Origin of the sequence: Micromonospora sp. DT48 (assembly GCF_049844495.1) — a bacterium.
Taxonomy (GTDB): domain Bacteria; phylum Actinomycetota; class Actinomycetes; order Mycobacteriales; family Micromonosporaceae; genus Micromonospora.
Window position 1 is genome coordinate 58,981 of record NZ_JBNCLE010000016.1, and the last position, 2,209, is coordinate 61,189.

Annotated in this window: 2 protein-coding genes; both read right to left on the reverse strand. The window is 66.5% G+C overall.

Annotated features, from left to right (window positions below; all coding sequences use genetic code 11):
• Positions 1-74 precede the first annotated feature (74 nt).
• Positions 75-1,040 carry a carbohydrate ABC transporter permease gene (locus tag ACLQ2S_RS19790; RefSeq protein ID WP_155221139.1) on the reverse strand — a complete coding sequence of 322 codons (966 nt, stop codon included), beginning with the start codon at positions 1,038-1,040 and terminating at the stop codon, positions 75-77.
• Between the two features lies 1 nt (position 1,041).
• A complete protein-coding gene (locus tag ACLQ2S_RS19795; protein ID WP_155221137.1) occupies positions 1,042-2,094 on the reverse strand; it encodes a carbohydrate ABC transporter permease in 1,053 nt (350 codons plus the stop codon).
• Positions 2,095-2,209: the final 115 nt, after the last annotated feature.

The window sequence follows — 2,209 nt, forward strand, 5'->3', positions numbered from 1 at the left end:
CCCCCTTTTTTTTTGTTTTTCCCCCGCGGGGGGGGGGGGCCCCCCCCCCCCCGCGCGCCCCCACCACGGGCCGATCAGCCCTTGACGCTGCCGGCCAGCAGCCCACGAACGAAGTAGCGCTGCAACGACAGGAACACGATCAGCGGTACGACGATCGAGACGAACGCTCCGGCGGTCAACCGTTGCCACTCGTTGCCTCGGGTGCCGGCGAGTTCGGCGAGCCGGACGGTGAGCGGCGCGGTGACCTCGCTGCCGCCGGCGAAGATGAGCCCGACCAGGAGGTCGTTCCAGACCCAGAGGAACTGGAAGATGCCGAACGCGGCCAGGGCCGGGGCAACCAGGGGCAGCACGATGGTGCGGAAGATCTTCGGGTGGGTGGCCCCGTCGACCCGGGCCGCCTCCATCAGATCCTTGGGCAGTTGCGAGATGAAGTTGTGCAGCAGGTAGACGGCGAACGGCAACGCGAAACAGGTGTGTGCGAACCACACCTGGGCGAAGTTCTGTGCACCGTCGAGGTTCCAGGCCGGCATCAGGGTGACGCCGCCCAGGCTGACTCCGCGCGAGAAGAAGCTCAGCAGCGGCACCAGGGCCATCTGCAGGGGCACGATCTGGAGCGCGAAGATGGCGATGTACACCCAGTCCCGGCCCCGGAAGTTGATCCACGCCAGTGCGTACGCGGCCATCGCCGCGAACGCCAGCGGGAACAGCACCGACGGCAGGGTGATCACCAGCGAGTTGATGAAGTAGCTGGCGAGCTGACCGGACGAGGCGGACTGCCCGAACAGCACATCCTGGTAGTTCTGGAGGGTGAACTCCGGATCCCGGAAGAAGTTCCACCAGCCGGTGGTCTTGATCTGGGCCTCCGGCCGGAGCGAGGAGATGAACAGGCCGAAGGTCGGGATGGTCCAGACGACCGCGATGACGATGGCGACCATCGTCGCGGTGTGGGTGCTGAGTCGTTTGCGCACCCGTGCCGCCGCGGTGGACCCTCCGCTGGTGTCCTGGGCGCCGGTGGCGACCGGGGGAGTGGTGGTGGTCATCTCAGCCCTCCCGTCGCTGTTGACGCAGGTTGCGGATCTGGAAGATCACGATGGGAATCACCAGGATGAAGAGGAAGACCGCCAGCGCGGAGCCCTGTCCGTTCTGGCCGTACCGGAACGCCTGGTTGTACATCTCGTTGGCGATGACGCTGGTGTCGTAGTTGCCGTTGGTCGAGGTGCGGACGATGTCGAAGACCTTCAGCGTGGCGATCGAGATGGTGACCACCACCACGATCAGCGCGGGGCGGATGCTGGGCAGAGTGATCTGCCAGAACATCTGCCAGGGGGTCACGCCGTCGAGGCGGGCGGCCTCGACGATGTCGGCCGGAATCGCCTTGATCGCCGCCGACAGCACCACCATCGCGAAACCGGCCTGGATCCACACCATGATCACGATGAGCAGCAGCGTGTTCAGCGGTGAGTCCAGCAGCCACTGCCGAGGCTCGCCACCGAGGCTGACCACGATCTGGTTGAGCAGACCGATCTGTTCCTGGTCCTCGCCCCGGTAGGCGTACACGAATTTCCAGATGATGCTGGCACCGACGAACGAGATCGCCATCGGCATGAAGATCAGCGACTTCGCCACCACCTCCAGCCGGGCCTTGTCGACGAGTACCGCGTAGATCAGGCCGATGGAGGTCGCGACCAGCGGGACCAGGGTGACCCAGACCAGGGTGTTGACCAACACCCGCACGATCGAGTCCTCGGCGAACATCCACCGGTAGTTGTCCAGGCCCACCCAGTTCTGACTGCCGCCGTCCATGAAGGACAGCAGGGTGGTCCGGATCGCCGGTACGACCAGGCCGATCATCAGCAGTAGCACTGTCGGCAACAGGAAGAACGTGGCGAACATCCCCTCGCGGGGCTTGCTCCGCCCAGGCAGTGGCGCGCCACTGGCGGTCGCGGCCGCGAACTGCGCCTCACGCCGCCGGGCGAAGTAGGACGGCACCGCGTCGAGCAGCACGAGTAGGCCGCCCACCACCACCGCGAAGGCGACCAACCCCCACAGCAGCATCATCAGCTTGGGCGACTGCTCGGCAAAGTCGAAGTTCATCAACCCTCCCCGGGTCCTCGGTAGAGCCGGTGGGGGGGGGGGCCGGCCCCGGGCCGGCCCCCCCCCCGCCAACATGAGCCAGCGAACGGATCGGCCAAGGGGGGGGGGGGGGGGG

Bases quoted from the DNA above. Each gene is read 5' to 3' on its own strand.
- ACLQ2S_RS19795 (WP_155221137.1), bottom strand. From the start codon at position 2,094: ATGAACTTCGACTTTGCCGAGCAGTCGCCCAAGCTGATGATGCTGCTG.
- ACLQ2S_RS19790 (WP_155221139.1), bottom strand. From the start codon at position 1,040: ATGACCACCACCACTCCCCCGGTCGCCACCGGCGCCCAGGACACCAGC.